Annotated in this window: 25 protein-coding genes and 1 pseudogene; 6 read left to right on the forward strand and 20 right to left on the reverse strand. The window is 41.9% G+C overall.

Going from position 1 to position 21,901, the window contains the following annotated elements; genetic code table 11:
* Positions 1-122: 122 nt before the first annotated feature.
* The 5 genes from chbG to ACFVSW_RS25260 all read right to left on the reverse strand — a co-directional run bounded on the left by chbG (position 123) and on the right by ACFVSW_RS25260 (position 4,325).
* Complete coding sequence (gene chbG / locus ACFVSW_RS25240; protein WP_387319367.1) at positions 123-830, reverse strand: chitin disaccharide deacetylase; 708 nt, start codon at positions 828-830, stop codon at positions 123-125.
* 61 nt (positions 831-891) lie between these two features.
* Positions 892-1,200 (reverse strand): PTS lactose/cellobiose transporter subunit IIA, encoded by a 309-nt coding sequence (locus ACFVSW_RS25245; protein ID WP_387319368.1) that lies wholly within the window; start codon positions 1,198-1,200, stop codon positions 892-894.
* Positions 1,201-1,205: 5 nt separating this feature from the next.
* A complete protein-coding gene (locus ACFVSW_RS25250; RefSeq protein ID WP_387319369.1) occupies positions 1,206-2,531 on the reverse strand; it encodes a 6-phospho-beta-glucosidase in 1,326 nt (441 codons plus the stop codon).
* 133 nt (positions 2,532-2,664) lie between these two features.
* Positions 2,665-4,011, reverse strand: a complete 1,347-nt coding sequence (locus ACFVSW_RS25255; protein ID WP_387319370.1) for a PTS sugar transporter subunit IIC — start codon at positions 4,009-4,011, stop codon at positions 2,665-2,667.
* Between the two features lie 5 nt (positions 4,012-4,016).
* On the reverse strand, positions 4,017-4,325 hold the full coding sequence (locus ACFVSW_RS25260) for a PTS sugar transporter subunit IIB (protein ID WP_387319371.1): 309 nt from the start codon (positions 4,323-4,325) through the stop codon (positions 4,017-4,019).
* Between the two features lie 274 nt (positions 4,326-4,599).
* On the opposite strand from ACFVSW_RS25260, the gene ACFVSW_RS25265 reads away from it, so the two are divergent.
* Positions 4,600-5,328, forward strand: a complete 729-nt coding sequence (locus ACFVSW_RS25265) for a GntR family transcriptional regulator (protein WP_387319373.1) — start codon at positions 4,600-4,602, stop codon at positions 5,326-5,328.
* A gap of 62 nt (positions 5,329-5,390) precedes the next feature.
* Here the strand turns inward: ACFVSW_RS25265 and ACFVSW_RS25270 are convergent, their stop codons facing one another.
* Positions 5,391-6,185, reverse strand: a complete 795-nt coding sequence (locus ACFVSW_RS25270; protein ID WP_387319374.1) for an HAD family hydrolase — start codon at positions 6,183-6,185, stop codon at positions 5,391-5,393.
* 205 nt (positions 6,186-6,390) lie between these two features.
* On the opposite strand from ACFVSW_RS25270, the gene ACFVSW_RS25275 reads away from it, so the two are divergent.
* Positions 6,391-6,507: a YjcZ family sporulation protein gene (locus tag ACFVSW_RS25275; protein ID WP_387319376.1), complete on the forward strand. Its 117-nt coding sequence runs from the start codon at positions 6,391-6,393 to the stop codon at positions 6,505-6,507.
* 30 nt (positions 6,508-6,537) lie between these two features.
* Entirely contained in the window at positions 6,538-6,687 is a 150-nt protein-coding gene (yjcZ, locus tag ACFVSW_RS25280) for a sporulation protein YjcZ (RefSeq protein ID WP_387319377.1), read from the forward strand.
* A gap of 66 nt (positions 6,688-6,753) precedes the next feature.
* Here yjcZ and ACFVSW_RS25285 read toward each other — a convergent pair whose 3' ends face one another.
* From ACFVSW_RS25285 to ACFVSW_RS25300, 4 genes are all read right to left on the reverse strand, one after another.
* Positions 6,754-7,134, reverse strand: a complete 381-nt coding sequence (locus ACFVSW_RS25285) for a RidA family protein (RefSeq protein WP_387319379.1) — start codon at positions 7,132-7,134, stop codon at positions 6,754-6,756.
* Between the two features lie 82 nt (positions 7,135-7,216).
* The gene (locus ACFVSW_RS25290; RefSeq protein WP_387319380.1) at positions 7,217-8,869 is read right to left on the reverse strand and encodes a M4 family metallopeptidase; all 1,653 of its coding nucleotides are present in this window, start codon (positions 8,867-8,869) and stop codon (positions 7,217-7,219) included.
* 313 nt (positions 8,870-9,182) lie between these two features.
* Positions 9,183-9,818, reverse strand: a complete 636-nt coding sequence (locus tag ACFVSW_RS25295; protein ID WP_387319381.1) for a nucleotidyltransferase family protein — start codon at positions 9,816-9,818, stop codon at positions 9,183-9,185.
* Positions 9,819-10,940: an XdhC family protein gene (locus tag ACFVSW_RS25300; protein WP_387319382.1), complete on the reverse strand. Its 1,122-nt coding sequence runs from the start codon at positions 10,938-10,940 to the stop codon at positions 9,819-9,821.
* A gap of 185 nt (positions 10,941-11,125) precedes the next feature.
* Between ACFVSW_RS25300 and ACFVSW_RS25305 the strand changes: the two genes are divergently transcribed.
* Entirely contained in the window at positions 11,126-11,434 is a 309-nt protein-coding gene (locus ACFVSW_RS25305) for a hypothetical protein (protein WP_387319383.1), read from the forward strand.
* Between the two features lie 143 nt (positions 11,435-11,577).
* On the opposite strand, the gene cyoE is transcribed toward ACFVSW_RS25305, so the two are convergent.
* Positions 11,578-12,519, reverse strand: a complete 942-nt coding sequence (cyoE, locus tag ACFVSW_RS25310; protein ID WP_387319384.1) for a heme o synthase — start codon at positions 12,517-12,519, stop codon at positions 11,578-11,580.
* A gap of 294 nt (positions 12,520-12,813) precedes the next feature.
* Between cyoE and ACFVSW_RS25315 the strand changes: the two are divergent.
* Positions 12,814-12,888, forward strand: a pseudogene (locus ACFVSW_RS25315) (CotG/ExsB N-terminal domain-containing protein); the annotation flags it as partial.
* A 278-nt stretch (positions 12,889-13,166) separates the two neighbouring features.
* On the opposite strand, the gene ACFVSW_RS25320 reads toward ACFVSW_RS25315, so the two are convergent.
* The 4 genes from ACFVSW_RS25320 to ACFVSW_RS25335 form a co-directional block, all read right to left on the reverse strand.
* Positions 13,167-13,547 (reverse strand): hypothetical protein, encoded by a 381-nt coding sequence (locus tag ACFVSW_RS25320; RefSeq protein WP_387319415.1) that lies wholly within the window; start codon positions 13,545-13,547, stop codon positions 13,167-13,169.
* 562 nt (positions 13,548-14,109) lie between these two features.
* Entirely contained in the window at positions 14,110-15,051 is a 942-nt protein-coding gene (locus ACFVSW_RS25325; RefSeq protein ID WP_387319385.1) for an N-acetylmuramoyl-L-alanine amidase family protein, read from the reverse strand.
* The gene (locus ACFVSW_RS25330) at positions 15,048-16,109 is read right to left on the reverse strand and encodes a YARHG domain-containing protein (RefSeq protein ID WP_387319386.1); all 1,062 of its coding nucleotides are present in this window, start codon (positions 16,107-16,109) and stop codon (positions 15,048-15,050) included. The genes ACFVSW_RS25325 and ACFVSW_RS25330 overlap by 4 nt, the downstream gene beginning before the upstream one ends.
* Before the next feature lie 298 nt (positions 16,110-16,407).
* Positions 16,408-17,499: a CotH kinase family protein gene (locus tag ACFVSW_RS25335; RefSeq protein WP_387319387.1), complete on the reverse strand. Its 1,092-nt coding sequence runs from the start codon at positions 17,497-17,499 to the stop codon at positions 16,408-16,410.
* Between the two features lie 200 nt (positions 17,500-17,699).
* On the opposite strand from ACFVSW_RS25335, the gene ACFVSW_RS25340 reads away from it, so the two are divergent.
* Complete coding sequence (locus ACFVSW_RS25340) at positions 17,700-18,062, forward strand: CotG/ExsB N-terminal domain-containing protein (RefSeq protein ID WP_387319388.1); 363 nt, start codon at positions 17,700-17,702, stop codon at positions 18,060-18,062.
* A 112-nt stretch (positions 18,063-18,174) separates the two neighbouring features.
* Here ACFVSW_RS25340 and ACFVSW_RS25345 read toward each other — a convergent pair whose 3' ends face one another.
* The 5 genes from ACFVSW_RS25345 to ACFVSW_RS25365 form a co-directional block, all read right to left on the reverse strand.
* On the reverse strand, positions 18,175-18,897 hold the full coding sequence (locus ACFVSW_RS25345; RefSeq protein WP_387319389.1) for a DsbA family oxidoreductase: 723 nt from the start codon (positions 18,895-18,897) through the stop codon (positions 18,175-18,177).
* A gap of 137 nt (positions 18,898-19,034) precedes the next feature.
* Entirely contained in the window at positions 19,035-20,570 is a 1,536-nt protein-coding gene (locus ACFVSW_RS25350) for an amino acid permease (RefSeq protein WP_387319391.1), read from the reverse strand.
* A gap of 20 nt (positions 20,571-20,590) precedes the next feature.
* The gene (locus ACFVSW_RS25355; RefSeq protein WP_387319392.1) at positions 20,591-20,731 is read right to left on the reverse strand and encodes a hypothetical protein; all 141 of its coding nucleotides are present in this window, start codon (positions 20,729-20,731) and stop codon (positions 20,591-20,593) included.
* Between the two features lie 28 nt (positions 20,732-20,759).
* A complete protein-coding gene (gene eutC, locus ACFVSW_RS25360) occupies positions 20,760-21,605 on the reverse strand; it encodes an ethanolamine ammonia-lyase subunit EutC (RefSeq protein WP_387319393.1) in 846 nt (281 codons plus the stop codon).
* A gap of 56 nt (positions 21,606-21,661) precedes the next feature.
* Complete coding sequence (locus tag ACFVSW_RS25365; protein ID WP_387319394.1) at positions 21,662-21,901, reverse strand: hypothetical protein; 240 nt, start codon at positions 21,899-21,901, stop codon at positions 21,662-21,664.

The raw sequence follows: 21,901 nt of genomic DNA on the forward strand, positions 1-21,901 counted from the left end.
CTGCGGGAGCAGCGGGACAGGTGAGACCCCGCAGGCGCTTTAGCGCCGAGGAGGCTCACCGCCCGCCCCGCGGAAAGCGAAGCGCCTGGAACGGAGATCAACATTCTCTTTTAACACAGCCTCTATAATAAAACCATTTCTTCTGGTAAGGTGACCGTTGTCAAAATCTTATGCTCCGTTATTCTCTTAAACGTATAGGAAGACCCGTTAATAAGGGTATGATCTACATAGGCTGGATGGCACATGATCTCAACGGTCGTCCCATCTTTAATCCGTGTTGATAGCATTGAAAAATAATCCTCAGTAACCCCTTCTCCGTAAAAATCGAACAGCGACAAGTCGGAGTAGGAATCTACCCCATCTATCGTAATCGAGCCATTTCTGCGTACCGGAAGCTGGTATTTATTTGCTAGTTTCTTGACCACCGGCTCCAGTTCCTTCAGCGTATGGACATGGTGATGGCTGTCGAAATGAGTAGGGGTAAGACCAGAAGCGATAAATCGTTCGATTTGCGCAGTCCATTCTCTTTCTACCTCAGCTAATGAGATATCACTGCCATTGTTAAAAGCAGCCAAGGACTTAAAATAGCCATTATTACCAATCAATGTCGGCACATCCGTTGCAATCGGTTTCCCGCTCGTCAGAACTAGATGAATGCCAACCCTTAGTCCTGAGGTTTTTTTGGCCAATTGAATCGCATGGCCGGTTCCCGCCATATTCATCATCATCGTCGTTGAATTGACTACTCCATATAAATAGCTATCGATGATTCCGTGGTTTACACCTCTGCTTAACCCAAAATCATCTGCATTGATGATTAATTTAATCATTTCTAATCACCCTTATCGGATTGCCTTCACTTTTGTTCGAGGGGCACAACCATTTGATCAATCATTGGATTCTGCGGTAAAGTTCAACCATTTCTACAGCCAAATCCCTAACCATCATCGCATTCATTAAATGATCCTGCGCATGCACCATTAGTAGAGAAATTTCCGTTTTTTCGCCCCTTATCTCTCCTTGAATCAACGATGTTTGAATATGATGTGCCTCATTCAAGGCATCAGCGGACTCCTTTAATTTATCCTTTGCGCCTTCAAAGTCACCTTGCCTTGCTGCCTGGATTGCCTCCATCGCCGCACTTCTTCCGTTCCCGCCATGAAGGATTATTTGAAAAATCACTGTTTCTTGGTTTTCCAATAGTATTACTCCCCCTTCATTGAAAACTGTGGAAGATATTTTTTGTGTGCCTCCAGCATTTCGTCTAAAATAATCTTCGCAATTCGATCACTTGGAACAAGCGGATTGATGGTCATCGCTAGTAAGGCCGTACCGTAATCACCGCTGATGGCAGCATCAATAGCTGCCCGTTCAAATGATTTTATTTGCTGGACAAGACCGTTCACTTGCATAGGCAGCTCCCCCACCGCCATTGGCTTTGGTCCAACACTAGTAATAATGCAGCTGACTTCAACCGCAGAATCCGAAGGAATGTTTGAAATCGCACCGTTGTTCCGAGTGTTCACAGTCTGGATATCTCGTTTATCCGTATATATGGAGTGAATCAGTCTAACGGCGGCTTCACTATAATAAGCACCTCCCCGCTTCTCTAACTGCGGCGGCTTAATGGCTAAATTAGGATCCTTGTATAACTTAAACAGCTCATCCTCTAGTTTTTTGACTACCTCTGCTCGTGTGCCGCCTTCTTGATATTTTTTCAGTTCCTCCGCCAGCATTTCTCCTGATTTATAATAGTAATTGTGATAAGGGCATGGGAGAACATTTAATGCCCTTAAAAATTCGGGCTCCCATCCCATCGCATGGATGTTTTGCATTGTAATATTCTTTTCCGGGTCTGTTAATAACGTCATCACTTGCTCTTTCACAGATAGCCCATCGACAAAAACATCCAATCCGTACACCATATGGTTTAAGCCGGCAAAATCAATCCGAACTCTGGTAGGATCAACGCCTAAGAGCGCGGCGACGCCCATTTCCATCCCAATCGGCACATTGCACAATCCAACGACTTTTTCAACATTACTGAAACGAAGCACTGCCTCCGTCACCATACCAGCTGGATTCGTAAAGTTTATCAGCCAGGCATTTGGACATAGCTCCTCCATCTCCAGGCAAATATCAAGGATGACAGGGATGGTTCTCAGCGCTTTAAATAAGCCGCCTGGCCCGTTGGTCTCCTGCCCGAGAACGCCGTGCTTCAAGGGAATCCGTTCATCTTTCCCCCTCGCGTCAAGCATACCGACCCGGAATTGCGTAGTGACAAAATCTGCAGATTTTAACGCCTCTTTTCGATCTAAAGTTAAATGGATTTCAATTGGAACTCCGGCCTTTTTCACCATCCTTTTCGCTAAATTGCCGACAATTTCAAGTTTTTCCTTCCCTTCATCCACGTCCACAAGCCATATTTCTCGAACTGGCAGTTCATTATGATAATGAATAAATCCTTCAATTAGTTCAGGGGTGTAGCTTGAGCCCCCGCCAATCGTGACAATTTTCAAGCCTGTTTTCATTCCATCACACCTCTGGTTGTATTATCTTTTTATATGTGATTAACATTCTAAGAGAAAGTAAGTATGACCCTGGGGACAGTCCAGATGAATTTTGAATGTCCCAGGGCTTACAGTTAAAATCATTTGAAAATGACTATGCTATCGGCTTATCTTCTGCTTTCCTTGCATCTATTCTTCCGGTTACAAAAACAAACGGCAGGTAAATAACGATCGAAATAACTAAATTCACTGCCGCTAAAATGGCTCCTGATACGTGGCCGCCCGTTGCCAGTAATCCACCGACAATCGCCGGCGTTACCCAAGGAATGTCTGCGACAACTGGGTGAACCAAGCCTAGACTAATAGATGAATAGGCTACAATTGTCATAATAATTGGACTAAGGATAAAGGGAATAAACCAGATTGGATTCAATACGATTGGCAGTCCGAACAAAATCGGTTCGTTAATTTGAAATATTCCCGGCGGTGTTCCCAAGGCGAGTAATTGCTTATAGCGTTTTCGCCCGGCGATAAACATCGCAATAATTAAACCTAATGTGGCACCTGAACCGCCGAGATAGACGAACGCATCTAGGAATGATCCGGATAGAACGTGATACTTGCTTAAATCATCGACATGCTGTGCATACATGTTGATATTATCTTGACCCAGCTTAGTCATTAAAGGTGTTGTAATGCCTCCAAGAATATTTGGACCGTGAAGACCTAGAATCCAGAAGCAGTGTACTAAGAATACGATTAGAATCGCAAAAGCCAGCGTGTCTACGGCACCCGTGAGCGGCGAAACGAGTACCTTATTTAACCAGTCGTTTAGATAGGCACCATCACTGATAAATTTTCGTAGCAATAATCCGAACAAACCAACCGTAAATATGGTCACCATGCCCGGTAAGAGCTTCGCAAAAGAACGGGAAACTGCCGGTGGAACTCCATCAGGCAATTTAATAATAAGGAATTTTACCTTTGCCAGCCGAACGAATATTTCCGTAGCTACGAGGGCGACGATAATTCCTGTGAAAAGGGCAGTAGCATTGAAATAATTCCAGCTAATAAACCCCCAAGCACCTCCGGTTACTGCTTCTCCACCCTCAGGGGTAAGTGAGACATTCGCAACTTGTGGAATGAGGACAAAAAAGGAAGCAGCGGAAACAAGCATCGCCTCGAATCCATCATCACCGTATGACCTTGCCAGTCGATTAGCAATCCCGAAAACGGCAAAGATGGTCATAAAGGCAAGTGTTCCCCACCAAATATCTGAACCTAGTGTTTTCCAAGTTTCACCAAAGATAGATATCATAAACTTTTCGTAATATTTTCCAACACCTGGTACTGCACCTAAGTTTGTTACTAATACGGATAAAGAACCAATCATAGTAATCGCAATCATTCCGACCAAAGCGTCACGAATGGCGAGAAGATGCCTATTGCTGCCAAGCTTATTTGCGAACGGCATAATAAATTTATCAACAAAATTCATCATGTCCCTCACTCCCCTTTAAGTAGATTTAGAGCTTGCTTCAAAACTTCCTCACCATTGCATAGGCCATAATGTCTTGGGTTAATGGAATCAACAGGAATCCCCTTTTTCTCTCCAGCTTTCTTTAGCTGTGTGAGTAAATAGCGAACCTGTGGCCCTAGAAGCAGGACATCCGCATGATTGATTTGTTCATTTATTTCCGTTGAACCGACTGCCCAAATTTTACAGTCAATGCCTTGCGACTTCGCACTAGCTTCCATCTTTGAAACTAAAAGACTTGTAGACATACCGGCGGAGCAGCATAATAAGATATTCATCCTCAACCCCCCATTGATAATGAAAGCGATTTCAAAATAAAATAATAAGAGCAGCAACAAATGTGGCCAATGAAACGAATGTCTTTTTACCAAAAAGCCCTGGTTGGTCCTCCTCTCAAAATAATTTGAGCATACTGCATTATCATTGTATTAACGATTCAGAATATTTATAATACAATTTATCAATTTGTTACTACAAATTTTATTATTTGTACATTTTAGACATTATATTTAGTTTTTTTGATTAACTATAGTAATGAGGGAGGGATAAAAATTGTTAGTAGAAACAAAAGATGGCAGTGCACTTCACCTTAAGGTAAAGGATGCAATCATTCAATTAATTAATGATGGAGAATATAAGCCGGAAGAGCAGCTGCCGACTGAGGCAGAATTTTGCGATAAATATGGTGTCAGCAGGACAACCGTCCGCACTGCCTTACAGCAATTAACAATGGAAGGTTATATTTATCGTAAAAGAGGAAGCGGAACTTTTGTTGAAGCGAACAAAGTAAAACAAATCCTAACTACCACTGTGGAACATTTTTCGAAACAAATTACGATGCAAGGAAAAAAACCGCTAATTAAAGTACTGCAACTCGATGTAATTCCCGCAGATGAATATCTAAGTGAGCAGCTAAAAATAACGGAGGGCGAGCCCGTCAATATGCTGGAAAGAGTCCGTTTTGTTAATGAAGAACCGCTCCAATATGAAATTGCCTATTTACCGTGGTATAAAACTCCCGCGTTAAATAGAAAAGCTTGTGAGAAATCATTATATAACCTTTTGGATACTCAATACGGCTTAAAAATTTACAAAACGATCGAAAGTCTTGAATTGTTTACCGCGGATGAAGACTCAGCTGAAAAACTGCAAATTAAAATCGGCAATCCATGCTTTGCACTCGATACCCTTGCCTACCTTTCAGATGGAACCATCATAGAATATTCAAAAACAATCTATCGCGGTGATTTGGCCCATTTTGTCATTGAGCGGAACTACTAATTGATTAATAGAGCCGAAAAACGAGTCTCCTGGGCAAGAAGACTCGTCTTTCAGCCATATGTTTACCCCTCCGCCTTTAATTCCTCTAATAGGCTAAACAGCTCTTCCAAATGCTGAATTTCATAAGCGGGTATTACTTCATTTCGCTCTTTCTGACCGCGGTTAATCCAAACCGATTGGATTCCGGCACGATTCGCACCGAGAATATCTGTCATTAAATTGTCCCCGACCATGATAACCTCATTTTTCTCCAGGTTCATAAGTGACAAGGCATATTCGAAAATAGCTGGATCTGGCTTCCCTTTGCCAAAATCTCCCGAAATGACAATTTGGTCGAAGTATGGGACAAGCTCAGGTGACAGGTCTAGTTTCGTTTTTTGCAAGTCCGGTGAACCATTGGTTAACAGAAGAAGTTGATAATTTTCTTTTAGCAAGTCCAGCGTTTTAAAGGTTTCTTCATACACATACGGCAAGTTTCTCCGTTCATTTGGAAACCGCTCCGCTAATTCGGATCCCAATTCGGGATCATCCACGCCTAATGCCTTTAGCCCTCTAGTCCATACTTGTTTTCGATAACCGGGAACAATTTCTTTCATTTTTTTAAATTCATCGTGATCATCGAAGAAATTACCCCACAATCCTTCAAACGGATTAATCCCGATCATTTGCGTAAAAGCGTAAGTTTCATAGGAAGAGTATAGGTTTCTAGCTGCTTGGCGTACTGTTTCTTCGAGTTGAACAGGGTCTGCCCCGCAGCGGTCTTCAGCAAATTTGCAGGTTGCCGCAAACGCTTCCTTGACACTTTTTTGATCCCAAAGGAGTGTATCATCTAAATCGAAAAAAATTGCTTTTATCATTATGAACACCTCTTTAATCATCTTTTATTTAATAGTTTACCATTTTTTGATACGGTTTTATTTTTTTCACTTAAAAACAAGGCTTTTTCCAGTTTATTGATGATCAATGATTTGGTCTGTTGTCTTCAATTTTAGGTTTGTGCCCTTCCCATTTTACATTTTTCACATATTTTATAAATAAATAAGGGCAAGGGAGGTTTGTGGAATGTCTGATGGTGCAGGTGGAGGTTTTGCTTTGATTGTTGTCTTGTTTATCCTGCTAATAATTGTAGGTGCTTCCTTTTTGGGCGGAGGCTATGGCGGGTACGGCGGCTACTATTAATAAAATAAAACCATAAAAGGAGAGATTACTATGTACGGTGGATATGGCTTTGGTGGTTGTGGTTGTGGTGGTGGATATGGCTACGGCGGAGGCGTTGGTTTTGGCGGCGCCGGTGTATTTGCCTTAATCGTTGTCTTGTTTATTCTTTTAATCATCGTTGGAGCAGTTTGCTTCTATTGATTCTTAAACACTTATAAAAAAAACAGGGAATTTCCCCCACTCGGAATTTCCCTGTTTTTCCCTTATTTATGGTCTTTTTGCAATCATTTCAATTTCAACATCTGCGCCAAGCGGCAGAGCTAAAACTGCAACACATGTCCTCGCGGGAAATGGTTTGGAAAAATACGTTTGATAAACCTCATTCATCGCAGAAAAATGATTCATATCCGTTAAATAAACATTTACTTTTACAACATCATCCGGAGTCAAATTTGCCGCCGCTAACACTTCGAATAAGTTGATAAAGCACTGCTTCGTTTGGTCACCTATGCCGCCCTTCACTAGTTCCCCCGTAGATGAGTCCAATGGTGTTTGACCTGATAAATAAACCAATTTTCCGGCATCGACAGCATGAGAGTATGGTCCCACTGACACGGCCCCTTCTGCACTATAAGCCTTTCTCGCCATTTTTATCCCCCATTTTAAAAAGTGATATTAATGATAGGATAATAGCACAATTCATCAAGGCTATTCAATCAGGACAGCTTAATTATTCCAAAATTCCTACTTTATTAAATCCGTTTGCTGCAGCTGCAGCCTCTGAACTGCCATCCCCATAAAGGTCAACAGCTGATTGAATAATAGCTTTCCGAGCGTCGCTAAAATCAGATGTTGGTGTTAAATAAACAGACAGTGCACGGTAGTAGATTTTCCCTAATTTTTCACGTCCAATATCCTGTGCTGTGGTATAGGCAGCATGATTGATGATGGAAGAATTAATATGAACACCGCCATTATCTAAATTTCGTGGAAGGTCATAGAACTCATTCATGTGGGCAGGATATTTACCTTTTCCATTCCCGTATGGAACATATGATGCGCCTACTGGGTATTTACTTGGGTCACTTAAACTCCGTAAAGATTCACGGCCATCCGCTTTCGCACCAGGGCCCATAATATCCTCGCCAATTTCCCAATTGGCATCATCAATTAATGCACCGAAGATATCAGAAAACGCTTCATTTAGTGCTCCAGGCTGGAAGCGATATTGTAAATTCGCTGTATTTGTCGTCACACCATGGGTCATTTCATGGGCTGCGACATCAAGTCCGGCAGAAAGAGAGATCATGTATGATCCATCCCCGTCGCCATAAGTCATTTGCCGGCCATCCCAAAAAGCATTGTTGTAGTTCGTCCCATAGTGAACGTAAGAGTTGATTGCCATTCCTTTATCATCCAGTGAGTTTCGGCCGTGTTCATCAAGGTAGTAGTGATATACTTTTTCTGAATTATAATGAGCATCAACAGCAGCCCTGTCGTAATCCTTCTTAAATGAAGCACTATCACTAGTAAATAAAGAACCTGTCGGAGCATCGTAGGTGAAAATTCCACTTAAGTTTTTATGGCCGTAATCTGCTAATTGAAAGACGGTGCCCTCTTTCGGATTTTTACTTTGAGAGATATGTAGAAGCCTATGTGCCCCAAGCACACCCGTTCCCGTACCAGTTTGTGATTTAATTTCATCTGCGTCCATTATTGCATTATATTTGTCAATCACTTCACCTGAATGGGCATCGACAAAAACATACCAGTTTCCAGGTTCGTCTCCATGAAAATTAACATTAACTTTATATGCTAAACTACTTTCTCCCTCAAATGGATAGACGACAAGTTCTGTGGTCGGATTGTATTGTAATTGAGATGGAGCATCTACGGATGATTTTGCCGCCGCCAAGGCTTCTTCACTATTTAGTTTAGGTTTAGTGTTGAGGTTCAGTTCGTCTACATCGGTGCTAACGGAACCATTGACAGCAACTATCTCATTCTTTTCGTTGTAGTGGACAAGTACTTCAGCACCTTCTACCGGTACACCATTTTTCGTTTGGTTAAAACGGACATGCGTCATTCCAAGTTCATCTTTATTCGTTTTTTTAACTTTTAAATCCGCTTTCGGATTCTTGATTTTTACCTTACTCTTTTTTTCTTCTAAATAGTTTAGGGCATCACTAGCATTACTAGCGTTTCGTTTTTCTAGCTGTTTCTCGCGAACAAAAATAGGAACATTCGCCTTTTCATTCCACTTATTTGTTAGCGAAATTGTTGCGGTTTCCTCCGATTGTTTCGCTAGAACATTACTAAATGGAAGGCTCCCAGCAAGAAGCGCAGTAGATAAAACGACTGGTGCAATTAGTTTCTTCTTCAAATTATTACCTCCTTTAGATTTATTCTCACTTAGTATATTTTTTATTATTCACAATTGCATGATTAGTTGGAATTATCTCGCAAACAATACTGACTAGGACTGAATTTCTATGAAATGGTCTCTTCCTATGAGTTATGAAGGATATCTAGAGGTTCATTTAATAGTTTCGATTCTCGAAATAATTAAATCGAACTATTTTATGTCGGAAATTGGCGAAGGACGATACCAGGAGAGAGATAGTTCAAATGGGCAAATTTCTCTAGTATTTACCTAGGTCAAATCTACCAAAATAAAAACTAGCCACTTGAAGAAGCTAGTTCTTTGGATTTCCTGTTCTTCGTGTATAAATGGACAAAGCTTTCTCATAATCCTGTGGCGTATCAATATCAAAAATAACACCAATATCATTCGTATCTATGCATTCACGATTTTTCAATTGCCCGATAAGCGGTTTTGCACCAATATCCCCGTCGAGGCCGCTCCAGTTTAGCCCCTGAAAATGGCCGATAAACACGGGATGTCCCTTTTGATTCTCGTACTGCGGCTGAATGGCAAACGGCTCGCAGACACCATTTAAAAGAGTAACTCCGGCTTCAAAAACTTGTTTGATTGTCTTCAACTGGATTAGCGGCAGGTCGACAAGCATCAACAACACAGCATCATGTTTATCAGCGGCGTACTCCAAACCAAATTTCAAGGAGGAACTTAATCCCTCCCGATAAGTCTGGCAATTGAGAAAAGTAACCCTTGGATCCCCAATCGAAACCTTATTGAGAATCGCTTCTGCCTCGTGGCCAAGGACAACGATAATTTCTGAAAATGGAAGCATTGTCAGCTGATTGATTTGATATTCCAGTAAAGTTTGATCCTGCCATTGCAGCAGTGGTTTAGGAAAGTTCATTCTCGATGAATTTCCTGCCGCTAAAATCATCGCACCCGGCTTTTTCATTTATGCCTTGTTTATAGGGACTCGAGATTTTTGGTGAATAAAATATTGCTCCCTTAAAAATCCGCCTTGATGCCGATTACGAAAAGCGATGATTTCTGCCATAATACTTAAGCCTATCTCTTCCGATGTATCAGCGCCAATATCAAGGCCAATGGGGCTAAATAATTTTTTCATCTCTTCATTTGAAAAAACAATTCCTTGGTTATGCAAATGAGCGATAATTTTTTCGCGTCTCGTTCTTGGTCCTAACATCCCAACATAAGAGGCAGCTGAATGTAATGCAAGGGTCAACGCATTTGAATCCCGTTCAAACTGATGGTTCATGATCACAATATAGCTGCGAGCAAAAATGTTCGATATTTTTTCGTATTGCTCCGGTACTGCTATCAAGGTTTCAGCAAGAAGAAAGCGCTCTTTATTGTTAAAGGCAGGTCTTGGGTCAATCACAGTTGTTTGAAAACCAAGCATGGCACCTAAATGGGCGAGCGGTATGGCATCATCACCTGCCCCAAATATCACAAGCTGCGGCGCTGGAAAGTGAACATCAAAGAAAACGAAAACCTCTTCTCCATTTTTCGTTTTCAGACAGATCCTTTCGGAGTCAGCTGCATGTTGACATAATTTCTGCTGAGCAATCGTCACGGCCTTTTCTTGTAAAACCTCATCAGTCCATTCCCCGTAAACCTCAAAGTTGTTTATGATGAGCAATGGATCACAGGCTTCCCGCTTTTGAAGAACTTTACAGACTACCATTGCCTCAGAGTTCACGCAGGCTTCAGCTAAATGTTTCCATACAGCAGAAAAACCAATAGGCTCAATTAGTATTTCAACCGTACCGGGGCAGCCTAATCCAAGCCCCCAAACGAGCTCTTCATTTAACTCATATTTCTTTATCAGCGGTTTTCCCGTGACTTCGACTTGCTCTGCTATCGCCAAGACATCAGACTCAAGGCAGCCTCCGGAAATCATCCCATGGTGTTCCCCATTCGCTTCGACAATCATTTTTGCTCCTTCCCGTTTATAGGCAGATCCTTGTACCGAAACAACAGAAGCCAAAACCCCCTTTTGATTGCTTTTTATCATAGTTGATAATCGTTCAGTTATATTCTGGTTGGATAGCATTCTCTACCACTTCCTTTTTATGGACTTTTTCTTAAAAACTCTATTCAAACGTCTTCAAAATCATTCATTTAACTGTTCCTCCTGTATTAAGTACTCTTTTAATTGTAAAGATAATCATTGGCTGGTTTTCATATATCCTTTTTTCTCGGCATATTGTTTTATGATGGGAAAGGAGATTAAAACGTATGGCCAATGTTGAAACAAGCAAGAAAATTGAGAGTATCGCTCATCCAAAGGTACGAAATATTGTAAGAGTATGTGTGGAAAAAGGATGCGTGTTTAAAGCGCATCCAAGCAACCCAAATTTAGTTCATTTATTTGACCCGGTCCAAAGAAAAAAAATCATCGGGGATATTAACCTGTTAAGTGAGCGGGGATATTTTACCCTAGAAGTGGAAAATGGACGGTTCAAGCCCTTTAGAAATGAAATTTTGGGATTGGATATAAACCATTCAGATTTTGAAGAACATGTCCTTAAACGCTTAAAACGATAGTCCTGTTTACGCCTCCCATACCGGATAAAAGTAAACGATGTCACGGGCTTGATTTTTCTAGCGGTCCATAGACGAAGAAAGGGTCAGTCTTTTCGGCACAACTGTGCAAAAGACTGACCCTAACTAATTTTTTCTGAATCTACCTAATCAAAAAGAGGCAAGGTAACAATAACCATCAAAACAAACAAGATAGTAATATAATTGACTGAATAAATAAAAACCACTCGAGCCCATCCTTGATCATCTTTCGTGAAAAACCCGTAGATACTTAGAGCAAACCAGCCGATATTTAGAACGGTGGCAATTACGATGAATGTGGTACCAAGTGACGTTAAATAAAATGGCAGCGGCAGTAAACAGGCAACATAAACAAATATTTGCCTTTTCGTCATGGCAAAGCCGTGAACAACGGGAAGCATCGCTACCCCTGCGGCTTTATATTCGTGATATTTCCGCATTGCTATAGCAAATGTATGGGGCATTTGAAAAACAAACAAAATTAGAAATAGGATAATCGGGACGATATGAAAGCCAGATTCAATTGCCGTCCAGCCGATAAGAGGTGATACGGCACCTGAAACACTGCCAATTACGGTATTAAGTGTATATCTGCGTTTTGACCACATTGTATACAAGATTACATAGGTGAGCCAGCCCACGAACGCCCAAATGGCTGCTTCAATCGTTGCAAACAGCAGCAGGATAAAGCCAAGAACAGATAAGGCTATTCCCAGCGTTAATACGGTCTTTAAAGAAATAGTCCCTGTAACGGTTGGGCGGTTTTTCGTTCGGTCCATCACCGTATCAATATCAACATCATACCAGTTATTAATAACCAGTGCCCCGGCCATAACCAGTGTACTTCCAATCATCGTTAGCAAAAAAACGTCCCAATTTGCGCTAAATGCAGTACCAGAAAAATAGAGCGCTAACCAGTAGCCTGTAAAAACTGGAAGCACATTAGCAAATAAAACATTTGCCTTAAAAAGTGCTTTTAAATCAGATAAAAGAGTTGACGTATTTTGCCTTTTCGCTAATAAAACTGTCCCATCCTTCTGTGAGGAAGGTAACCAATCATTTTTCAATTATAATCCTCTCCTGAATCTAGGTTCTAAATGATTCCCAATGATAATGTTTTTCACCCTTCATATTTTAACATAATTATTGAACGAACCGTATAGAAAACCTCAAAAAGAGCCCCCACCTAGTTGGTAAGGCTCATTAAGTACCCAGTTTGGACAAACTTTTTTCCATTATAAGCAATTTCCCTATACAAAAAAAAAGCGCCGACGTAGATTAATAGGAGACAAGGAGGTGCGAAGCCATTATTGGTTATTATGTGTTCGACCTTCCTTTTCAAGAAAAACAGAGGTGAAAAAATGAGAAACTTTTCTTCAGATGATATTCAAAGGGCTGCGGAAGAAGTTAAAAAATCTGGGCATGGCAAATTCATGTTTAGGGATCCGGGTTTAAAGCACAAATCACATCATAAAAAACATAGCAGAAAAAAACCGCCCCTCCCACACCACCGGAAAACTTCGCGTCGGAAAACTTCACGCCGGAAAACTTCACGCCGGAATACTTCTAGAAATCGGCAAACTTCCATTATCATAACTACTAGACGGAACACTTCCAGAAATCGCCAGACCTCAATCGTGGTGACTTCTAGGCGGATTACTTCCAGTCAGCAGCCGGTTTCCTCCAGGGTGACTTCTAGGCGGAGTACTTCCAGTCAGCAGCCGGTTTCCTTAAGGGTGACTTCTAGACGAATTACTTCCAGACAGCAGCCGGTTTCCTCCAGGGTGACTTCTAGACGAATTACTTCCAGACAGCAGCCGGTTTCCTCCAGGGTGACTTCTAGACGAATTTCTTCGAGACAGCAGCCGGTTTCCTTAAGGGTGACTTCTAGACGAATTACTTCCAGACAGCAGTCGGTTTCCTCCAGGGTGACTTCTAGACGAATTACTTCGAGACAGCAGCTGGTTTCCTTAAGGGTGACTTCTAGACGAATTACTTCGAGACAGCAGCCGGTTTCCTTAAGGGTGACTTCTAGACGAATTACTTCGAGACAGCAGCCGACTGCCGCCATCGTCACATCTAGACGAAATACCACCAGTAATCGCCAAACCTCAGTCGTGGTGACTTCTAGACGGAATACCTCCCGGAGAAATACATCCAGACGGAACACTTCTAGACGCAATACCTCCCGGAGAAACACATCCAGACGAAACACTTCTAGACGCAATACCTCCCGGAGAAACACATCCAGACGAAACACTTCTAGACGCAATACTTCCCGGAGAAACACATCCAGACGCAATACTTCCCGGAGAAATACATCCAGACGGAATACTTCTAGACGCAATACTTCCCGGAGAAATACATCCAGACGGAATACCTCACGCAGAAACACATCTAGAAGGGTTACTTCGCGTAATAGATCACGGAGACGATCAAGATGTTGTAATCGTCCAGGCAGGAGCAATGTTGGACAAGGAAATTGGGGCTGGAGCACAACACCAAATGATAAATTCGAAATGGAAGGGTATTATAGAAGCCGTAACATGTGGCTGCCAAATAGGAGCTAAGTCTATCCTAACAACGGTGGAATAATAATAAAAAAGATGCCAATCGGCATCTTTTTTATTATTATTCCACTAGACACTCGCAGCCCCCTACTTTTTAAGGCTCACATACTGTAAGATTCCATCGGCAACGTTGCTGAGAAGATTCGTTAGATACGTTGGGTCTGAAAGGTTTCTGTCTTCCACAGGATTGCTCATAAAACCCATTTCAACTAATGTGCTTGGCACCTGAGACCAGTTAAATCCTGACAAATCACTTCGAAACGATATTCCATTCACCTTAACAGCGGTATTTTTTTTCGTTTCAGCTAAAATCAACTCTGAAGCCTTTAAACTGTCCTCGTAAATCGCTTTGTTGTACCGGTCGTTATGAGCGGGAGTCAACACAGATAAACCGCTAACGTTTTTATCGGTTGACCCATCCGCATGAATCCTAATGAATAAATCCGCTTTATTTTGATTGGCGAATTCCGCCCTTTCCTTGTTGCTCAAATTGACATCGTGAGTTGTCCGTGTATAAATGACTTTTACCCCTTGCTTCTCCAATAGATCCCCTAAAATAAGCGAGGCTTCCAATGCTAATTGATACTCTGGCTTCCCCGTTGCAACACCGGATGTACCGCCTGTAACCTTCATCTTCATCTCAGCTGCCCCTGGTCCTACAGGCTCTTTTCCTAAATTTGCATGCCTTTGATGACCGGGGTCGATGACAACCAAAAAGTCCCTTTGAATCACCTTTGTTTCTTCAGAAGAAGCCGTTTCCGACGTCACTGAGTCCTCTTTTACTGATTCTTCGACGTTATTTGCTGCGACTGCGGCTTCCGGGTCTTTTTTCGAATATTCGTTTGCCGTTTCTTTCTTTTCGTCCTGTGATTTTTCAGCCGCACTCTCTTTCGCTGCCAACTCGGATTTTTCATTCTTACTAGTGCCAGCCTTTTCTTTTGCCGCAGCAGGATTGAAAAAATAATAAAGAGGGATCATCGCTAATAGAATGATAAGGGCAATTCCTATCTTGACTGCTCTTGCGTTCACTTTAGGTACTCCTCTCGACTCTTTATCAAATCTATGTTGTATTTTTCAATCGGGCTTAATGTGTCGTTATAGGATGGGTCTTGGAAGTACCACGATTTCTGGTCGAAATAAGCACGCAGCTCCTCTTTGGTAAACACATGACCATGTCGTGCAAAGATTTCATTTCTCGCCAAGCCAAGCTCTTCAAGAGAAAGCGGGGCAATCTCACTTTCTGTTAATCTGTTAACATCACTATGAGGAAAAATAAACTCATTAGTTCCGGAAACAGTGGAATTTTTAGTGGAGCCAAATACCTTACTATGAATCACTAATGATAAACTTCCCTTATCAGAACCCGATAATACTGGTATCGAATAACCGCATGAACCAGAGTACGCCATTAAATCCGCTTGGGAAAGAGTAATCGGATAGTCAGACACACATCCATTACCAACTTCAATGTCCCATTTTGTCTTTAATTCCCCCGATAAGTCATCAGCAATGAAGTACACTTCTTTTGCCCAATCTTTTAAAGGCGATAAGTCCCCACTATCATAGAGATCAAAAATACGAGTCAAATTTCTCGAAGGGATATTATTGGCTTCCAAAAATAAAGTACCATTCCGGTTCGTAATGTCCCACTTACCTAGCGAAATAGCCGCCCCCGAGGCATTGATTTTCAAATTGTTCAATTTTCCCGCATAGTTTTTAATAATCGTTTCCTCATCATTTTCTCCTGCCTTTTCTTCCTTAGTGCCGGCCTTTACTGAGTCGCTTCCCCCAGCTTTTGCTCCAGATGTCATATTATGAGAAACCGCTTGTGGCTTCGTTTCTTTTAATCCTGTTACAATAAAATAGGCACCAACCAATACTGCTAACCCGCCGACAATTGATAATACAGTTATTAATAGATTGCGATTCTGTTTGTTTTTAATTTGTTTAACGTAGGTTGTTCTCTCTGTTGCCGAAAAATTCCCGGGATACTCAGTCCTTTGAACCCTCATCTTTGTTCCACAGCCAGTGCAAAAAATTTGTCCATCCTTTAATTCATTTCCACAATTCGTACAAAATTTAGCCACTTAAGTATGCTCTCCCTCTTACCTATTTTTTTATAAAATTTCCTATTATGTAGAATTTCGACATTCACACAAAAAACCCTACTTCTTCCAATTAAAAAAGAAAGGCCCATCTAACGATTAGATAGCACCTACTGTGATAGCCATAATAATGCCGATGATGATGAAACAAACGTAGTTATTTGGCTGCGGCAAATCTTTTCTATATTACAAAAATACCAGAAATAGCAAAACTTCACCATTGTTATTGAAAAATAAAAAGGACTAGATGTCCTTTCAGATTTCTTCCAACTATTAAATTCTACTCTAATTTTGCTAATTTCCGCTGCAGATACCTTCTTCTTTCTTCAATATATTTCGCGATAACCGCTGCCTCCTTGTCAAAGTCGCAAATCGTTTGTTTTTTATAGGGATCCTGTAATACATAGGGGCGCACCAATTGAAGCAGATTTTCGACCTTAGGGATCATAAAGTCAACCGTAAATTGATGATTCATGATGGCTTCAAGCAGGGTTCGATATTGCTTGCGAAAACTCTCCACATCTAGGAGCCGAGCCGTTAAGGTATTAAAGCCGTCTATCGGGACATAATTCGCTTCCATTACCTTTCCGTTTACATCACGGCCCCAGGTGGCATCATAATCCCACGGGATGACTTCAAACAGACCAGTATCTCCATTCCTGTAAAGCGCATAGTTATGGACGAACCCATCGTAGTTTGAGGTGAAAATAATTCCCGCTATCCAGCGAAGGTATTTGTCGACATCGACAAAATTCAAAATTTCCTTTTCAAATTCATTTTGGGGGATTGTATTGATTTTATAAATAAATTCCTGTAAATAAAAATCCTCTGTTGCGGCTCCACATTTTCTTTCATACCCTAATTCCAGCGATTTTTTTGTTTCCTTATCCAAATCGCTCATTAATGAAAAATTGGCATCCCCATCGACTGCATAAAAAATACTTCCATCGGGGAGGCTTCTTCTTTTTAAAAAGTTTTCATCCACCGATTCGATTTCCAGATAGACCCCTTCTGCTTTTCCGTTTTGCGTTAAAAAAATATGATGTGATTGTGGTGCTAATACACCTATTTCCGCAAAGAAATCAAATGATAATTTATTCCGTATCAAAGATGGGTCCTTGAATTCGGCGTTTAAATGAATTTGTTTCGATCCTTTGAATTTTGCCGGTTTATAAAAAGAAATTTGATAAGACTTTTTCGAAAAATCACGGATATGGGAGCCGCGGTAGCTTAAATCAATTTCAAGCCTTTTCCCATCCAACGTTAACTGAGCTGGAATCGGATCATCAATCCAAATATCTCTTCTCAGCTCTCTTACATCATTGGGTTTTATAAACAGCTTATAGTGTGGTAATTTCTCAGCCTCGTCCATTTTCAATCCCTCCTCCTTTATTCGTATGAAAGAAAAAAGAAGGATGTCACGTTGAAAAAGCATTTTTTCTGCTACTAGGCTTATGTCCCATACAAAAACAGACCTGGATACGTAAATTGGTAAAAGAAGAGTGAGTTTTATAGACAAATGGTCAATTAAGTTTTCGTACTCCCTTTTCTATATTTAAAGGAGGTGCTAAAATGGAGGAAATTACACCGGAGAAGATTCAAAGTGCAGCAGATGAGGCAAGACGCGGTGGTTTTGGGGATTTCATGTTTAGAGATCCTGGCTTTAACCGTGGTGCTTCACGGAGGAGAACAACCAAACAACGAACTTCTAGTCGTGGAACGACTTCACGAAAGAATACTTCAAGACGCAATACATCCGGACAACGTAACACATCAAGAAAGAACACTTCTAGACGTAAAACTTCTAGACGCAGGACGACAAGAAGGAATACAATCAGGCGCAGAAACTGCAAAACCACTTTTCAAGGCAATTGGCAAATTGAAAGATGTTGGGATGACAGTAACCAGTCCTACTTTAGGATGAAAAGCAGATAACATCTTAATTATTCAGACAAAAATGGGAAAGGACACGAGAATCCTTTCCCATTTTTATTGTTCTCGGTTTATTCACCCATTTAAATTCTTCAAATTTATGAATTCTGGAATTTTATTTTTTCTCTGGAATCACACAGTTCCCATCGGCACAGCTGGCATCATCGGTAGTGGAAAGATCCTGGAACATGGGAGAAGCAGATTCTTCCTGCCATACTTTTTGAAGGGCTCCGATAAAGGTTTCCGTTGGCTGGGCACCGGAAATTGCATATTTTTGATTTAGCACAAAATAGGGAACACCGCGAACGCCGTATTGCTGTGCCAGGGATTCATCTTGACGGACATCAGCGGCAAAGGCATTTTTATCATGAAGGAGCGTTACTACATCTTGCCGGTTTAAACCTGCATCCTCGGCAATGTCCGCCAACGTTTCCAAATCGCCAAGATCCTTTCCATCTGTAAAGTAGGCATGAAGGAGTTTTTCAGAGACCACTGCTTCTTTCCCCAACGTTATTGCAAACTTGGCCAAACGATGAGCATCAAAGGTATTGGTAGGCTTCATTTCATCAAAATTGAAGGTTAAGCCCACTGTTGCAGCCTGAGTCCCAACACCTTGGTTCGCTTGTTTAGCTTGCTCAAGACTCATGCGATATTTTTTGGCTAATACTTCGTGAATATTTTCTCCACTATTCTTTGGCGAATTTGGATCGAGCTCAAAACTCTTGAATTCAACCTCAACTTGATCCTTATCTGGAAATTGACTTAACGCCTCTTCCAACCTTCTTTTCCCGATATAACAAAATGGACAAACATAATCTGACCAAACTTCAATTTTCAACTCAACACACCTCATTTTTCTACGTTTAGCTATTATAGTACCACAAGGTGCTTAAAAAACATGAAAAGTTGCCTAAAGAAAAAACGCTAAAAAGTGCCCTGTACGATTCTTACGGGCACTTTTATGATTTTTACCTGCTATTGCTTTTCATGTTCAAACTCATCTTCCAACCTTTGTATCTCTTCGATTGATTTTTCAAGGGCTGCTTGCGGACCTTTGAAATGTTTCTTGTAATAGCTTAAGTCCATGATTATCAAGATAATAAACATCCCGCCCAAGGCATAGGCGGCCATTTGGTTTGGCGGAATCACCATCATAATCGAAATGAAGAGAATCCAGATGATGCTGAGAATATTAATCGGCTTGCTCCATTTTCCAAGACTCCAAGGACCGTAATGCTTTCGTAAAAAGATTCCTTTCGCTTCGGCTTCTAATTTAAGATAGATTGGAATCCCATAAGCAACATACAAGCCAACAACACTTACCCCGGTTAAGAATGCAATGGTTGAATAACCGGCATTTGGATTTAGAATTTTTGTGAAATAATCAATTAATGCTAAGGCAAAGGAAAGAATTACGGCCAGCCAAATCGCCTTTGCCGGTGTCCGGAATTTGCGGCTGATTTCTGCCCAATGACGGCTGAAAGGCATGCCCTTATCACGCGAAAACGCATACATCATCCGTGAGAATGAGGTAATCGATGAGAGACCGCAGAAGAACATCGCAAAAGTGACGAGCCAGAGAACGATCGATCCAAACGTACCGCCCAACGCTTGGCTAATGACATAGATAAAGGCATTGTCAGAGTTCACTGCACCAGCCGCATCGTGAATCGAAAGGGTCACGAAGGCAAGCATGATAAACCCAAAGACGAAGGAAAAAGCCACTGAATTGTAGATCCCCCACGGTGCCCTGACACGCGGATGAACGGTTTCTTCAATCGTATGTGCCGAAGCGTCATAGCCGGTAAAGGTCCATTGCGCCTGCAATAAACCAATTAAAAAGGCCAAGAAATAGGGCTTATCGGAAAAAGTTTGCCCGACCTGGAATAAGTAATCAATTGGCTGCAAACCGTTTTTTGTAAAAAAAGCCAAACTGACAACCAAAATAGCGACGACAAGCATATGATACCAGGCTGAAAAGTCATTTAATTTGGCAACGATTTTAATTCCGACGTGGTTGAGGATTCCGTGTAATAGAAGAATTACGCCAAAGACAATTAGAATGGTAGTATCGGTGGAAGTATAACCAAAGACTGTTGCTAAGAGTGGGTCGGCGAATAAGGCGCATGAGTAATCAATTCCCGCGACAATTCCGATTTGACCAATAAGATTAATCCAAGCGGTATACCAGCCAATCCTTCTCCCTTTTAGAGTGGCAGCCCAGTGGTATAGGGCACCAGCGGTGGGAATCGCTGACGCAAGTTCAGCAAGTGAGGCGGCAACCAGTAGCACGAAAAAGGCGACAATCGTCCAGCCAAAGCCCATCATTCCAGGTCCGCCGTAGGTTAATCCATGGCCATATAATGAAACGGCGCCAGTTAAAATAGAAATAATCGAAAACGAGATGGCAAAGTTTGAAAATCCGCCCATGTCACGCAGCAGCTCTTGGGCATAGCCATACCGGTTTAGCTGCTTTCGATCCTCCAACATTTGTTGGTCTTTATTTTTCATTCCTTTCTCCCCTCTCCTGTTTAATTTCTGACATCCTTATCAACAAAAATTTCATGTTCCTCCTCTTTAAAGGCACGGACGTTTTTATTGGCATTCAAGCCAATCGCCGTTCCGACGCAAAGCGTAATCACTACTAAAGCAAAACCGATAAATACCTCCATTTAACTAACCCCCTTCCTATTGTTTTTTCTATAATTCCAGTTTCACACCGCTTACTTTTTGGTCCATCATTTTTTGTAAAACGGTGCCGATATGGGCACCCGCTTCAACGGGCGGAGTGCCCAGCGGGTGAATATTCGAGATGACATTGCGGTCCGATTCGACAACCCCTTTTCGGGGCCGATAACACATATAGGCACTCATTGAACTTGCCGAAACAAGCCCGGGCCGTTCGCCGATTAGGAGAACAAGTACCTCTGGCTCAAGAATTTCGCCGATATGGTCCATACACGCGACCCTGCCCCCTTTCACAAAAAAAGGCGTTCCGTAGTTCAGATTGTTAAGTTTCAATGAATCTAGTAAGGCGGGGTATACATCCTTCAAATTGGTTTCTACGGCACTGGCGCTAAGCCCATCTGAGACGACAATTTGCACCTGCGGTCGATGCCGGCACCGCTCCTTTATCGTTTGGACGGCCGCATCTGTTAGCACCCTTCCCTTATCCGGCCTTTTCAAATAAACTTCCTTGGTCTCATAGCATGTCTCCACCGTGAATAAAGCGAACTCCTCCAGGTAGTTTTCGAGCACCTCGCCGCCGACTGCATCGATAGCGGCCGCATGGTCGAATTGCAGCTTTAACATCGTTTTCGTAAGCGGGCGGGTGCCTGTTCTCCAGACGCCAATCCGGGCCGGGGTGGAAGCAGTCAATTCCGCGACTCCTTCCTGAAAATCAGGCTTCGGAATCGAGGTTTTCCAGTCTTGTTCGGTAAATATGAGTCCTTTGTCATCTGGATCTGCTCTATTCTCTATTGGAAATTTCGCTTGCAGCTGCTCCATTACCTTTTGAACAATCAATTCAATTTGTTTTTCCTTCAAAAATGCTCGCCTCCTTTCGATAATTATGCCTTGTTCGACAGTAATAGTGGCTTATCTTATTGGTGGACATCTCTTTGCGACAGTTGGAGCACTCTTCGCGACAGTTGGGGCACTCTTCGCGACAGTTGGCGCACCCTTTGCGACAGTTGGACATCTATATCGACAGTTGAAAGACCCTTCGCGACAGTTGGATCACCCTTTGCGACAGTTACGGCACCCTTCTCGACAGTTGGAGCATCCTTTGCGACAGTTGGGGCATTCTTTCCGACAGTAAAGCCACCAATACCACTTCTCAA

It is taken from the genome of Neobacillus sp. NPDC058068, from assembly GCF_042885335.1.
Lineage (GTDB): Bacteria > Bacillota > Bacilli > Bacillales > Cytobacillaceae > Neobacillus.

What these genes read in the sequence shown, in the direction of transcription:
- ACFVSW_RS25295 (WP_387319381.1), bottom strand. Translation starts at nt 9,818, where the DNA reads ATGAAAAAGCCGGGTGCGATGATTTTAGCGGCAGGAAATTCATCGAGA.
- ACFVSW_RS25355 (WP_387319392.1), bottom strand. Translation starts at nt 20,731, where the DNA reads ATGGAGGTATTTATCGGTTTTGCTTTAGTAGTGATTACGCTTTGCGTC.
- ACFVSW_RS25255 (WP_387319370.1), bottom strand. Translation starts at nt 4,011, where the DNA reads ATGATGAATTTTGTTGATAAATTTATTATGCCGTTCGCAAATAAGCTT.
- ACFVSW_RS25285 (WP_387319379.1), bottom strand. Translation starts at nt 7,134, where the DNA reads ATGGCGAGAAAGGCTTATAGTGCAGAAGGGGCCGTGTCAGTGGGACCA.
- ACFVSW_RS25275 (WP_387319376.1), top strand. Translation starts at nt 6,391, where the DNA reads ATGTCTGATGGTGCAGGTGGAGGTTTTGCTTTGATTGTTGTCTTGTTT.
- ACFVSW_RS25250 (WP_387319369.1), bottom strand. Translation starts at nt 2,531, where the DNA reads ATGAAAACAGGCTTGAAAATTGTCACGATTGGCGGGGGCTCAAGCTAC.
- yjcZ (WP_387319377.1), top strand. Translation starts at nt 6,538, where the DNA reads ATGTACGGTGGATATGGCTTTGGTGGTTGTGGTTGTGGTGGTGGATAT.
- chbG (WP_387319367.1), bottom strand. Translation starts at nt 830, where the DNA reads ATGATTAAATTAATCATCAATGCAGATGATTTTGGGTTAAGCAGAGGT.
- ACFVSW_RS25260 (WP_387319371.1), bottom strand. Translation starts at nt 4,325, where the DNA reads ATGAATATCTTATTATGCTGCTCCGCCGGTATGTCTACAAGTCTTTTA.
- ACFVSW_RS25335 (WP_387319387.1), bottom strand. Translation starts at nt 17,499, where the DNA reads ATGGACGAGGCTGAGAAATTACCACACTATAAGCTGTTTATAAAACCC.
- ACFVSW_RS25305 (WP_387319383.1), top strand. Translation starts at nt 11,126, where the DNA reads ATGGCCAATGTTGAAACAAGCAAGAAAATTGAGAGTATCGCTCATCCA.
- ACFVSW_RS25350 (WP_387319391.1), bottom strand. Translation starts at nt 20,570, where the DNA reads ATGAAAAATAAAGACCAACAAATGTTGGAGGATCGAAAGCAGCTAAAC.
- ACFVSW_RS25270 (WP_387319374.1), bottom strand. Translation starts at nt 6,185, where the DNA reads ATGATAAAAGCAATTTTTTTCGATTTAGATGATACACTCCTTTGGGAT.
- ACFVSW_RS25340 (WP_387319388.1), top strand. Translation starts at nt 17,700, where the DNA reads ATGGAGGAAATTACACCGGAGAAGATTCAAAGTGCAGCAGATGAGGCA.
- ACFVSW_RS25300 (WP_387319382.1), bottom strand. Translation starts at nt 10,940, where the DNA reads ATGCTATCCAACCAGAATATAACTGAACGATTATCAACTATGATAAAA.